Genomic DNA, 1,583 nt, shown 5'->3' with positions numbered 1-1,583 from the left:
GTGACTGCGGTGGTCCGCGCCGCGCGGGTGGAACTGGACGCTCACCCGGCCCGCGATCGCCGTCCTCGGCCTGGTCACGGTCGCGCTCACGCTGCCGGTCTATCCCGTCCGCGTGCTGCACACGACACCGCAGCCGGTCATCAACGTGGACTCGGCGGAGATGGTCGGATGGCCGCGCTTCGTCGCGCGGGTCGCGGACGTCTACGACCACCTGCCGGACCGTTCGCGCGCGACGCTGCTGACCGGGAACTACGGCGAGGCCGGGGCGATCGACCGGTACGGCCGGAGGTACGGGCTGCCGCGCGCGTACAGCGGGCACAACGGGTTCTGGTACTTCGGGCGTCCTGCCGACAGCGGCGGCCCGACGGTCGTGGTCGGCCCGGAGTCGGCGGACGCGCTACTCCCCTACTGGACGTCCGTGACCGTCGCCGGGCGCGTCGACGACGGCGTCCGCCTGGACAACCAGGAGCAGGGCAAGCCGATCTGGGTGTGCCGGGGGCAGCGGATGCCCTGGCCGGAGCTGTGGCCGCGCCTCAAGCACCTGGGTTGACCAGCCCGCGCCCCGGGATGAGCGGCAGGTCGAGCGCGGTGAGCAGGCCGGGCGGCGACGCCACGACCGCCGGGACCGCGTTGACCAGCCGCATCGCGGTCGCCTTCAGCCCGGCGGTGTTGTGGTCGCCGTCCGAGCCGAGCAGCCGCAGGTCGAGCGTGTAGTTCGGCTCGCCGGTGAGCTCGACGCGGTAGCAGCCCTGCCCGGACGGGCGCGGCCAGTCGGGCGCGAGGTCGTCGCGCAGCCGGGTCACGTGCTCCAGGACGATCACGGGCCGGCCGCCGGACATGCCGCGCACCTCGAAGCGCAGCGCGGCGGCCGTGCCCTTCTCGATCGTCCCGGACGCGATCTCGAACGTCTCGGGCGCGGGCAGCCGGACGTGGTGCTCCTCGACCTCGTCGAGCTCGACGTCCAGGGCGGCGGCGAGCTGCCGGACGACGCTTCCCCAGCCCATGGTCAGCACGCCCGGCAGCAGCAGCATCGGCGTGTCCTCCAGCGGACGGCCGAAGCCCATGATGTCGAACAGGACGGTGCCCTGGTCGTAGGTGGCGTAGTTGAGGATCTCCATGCAGCGGACCTGGTCGATCCGCTCGCTGATCCCCGACAGCACGATCGGCAGCACGTCGTTGGCGAACCCGGGGTCCACTCCGTTGACGAACAGCGACGCGCCGCTCTCGGCCGCCGCCGCGCGGATCGGGGCGATCATCGCGTCCGGGATGACCTGGTCGGGGAACTGCAGGAACACCGGGCTGGCGGACACGACGTCCACGCCCGTGCGCAGCAGCCGCTCCAGGTCGTCCAGGGCCTCCTGGATGCGGACGTCGGCCATGCACGTGTAGACGACGCAGTCCACGCGGCGCGCGAGGATCTCGTCCTCGTCGCCGGACGCGGCGACGCCCACCGGGCCGATCCCGCACAGCTCCCCGGCGTCGCGTCCGGCCTTGGCGGGGGTGGACGTCCAGACGCCGACGAGTTCCAGGTCGGGGCGGGCGGTGATGCCGGCGAGGGCGTGCCGCCCGACGTTGCCGGTGCC

Annotated in this window: 2 protein-coding genes; one reads left to right on the top strand and one right to left on the bottom strand. The window is 73.2% G+C overall.

All coding sequences use genetic code 11. The annotated features are described in order from the left end of the window. Positions 1–112 precede the first annotated feature (112 nt). Positions 113–550 carry a hypothetical protein gene (locus AB0J52_RS39795; protein ID WP_500188321.1) on the top strand — a complete coding sequence of 146 codons (438 nt, stop codon included), beginning with the start codon at positions 113–115 and terminating at the stop codon, positions 548–550. On the opposite strand, the gene AB0J52_RS39790 is transcribed toward AB0J52_RS39795, so the two are convergent. Continuing rightward, positions 534–1,583, bottom strand: a 1,050-nt coding sequence (locus AB0J52_RS39790; protein ID WP_500188319.1) for an NAD(P)H-dependent amine dehydrogenase family protein, incomplete at its 5' end; no start/stop codon positions are given. The genes AB0J52_RS39795 and AB0J52_RS39790 overlap by 17 nt on opposite strands.

It is taken from the genome of Spirillospora sp. NPDC049652 (assembly GCF_040675125.1).
Lineage (GTDB): Bacteria > Actinomycetota > Actinomycetes > Streptosporangiales > Streptosporangiaceae > Spirillospora.
This window is presented reverse-complemented; position numbering and strand designations above follow the sequence as displayed.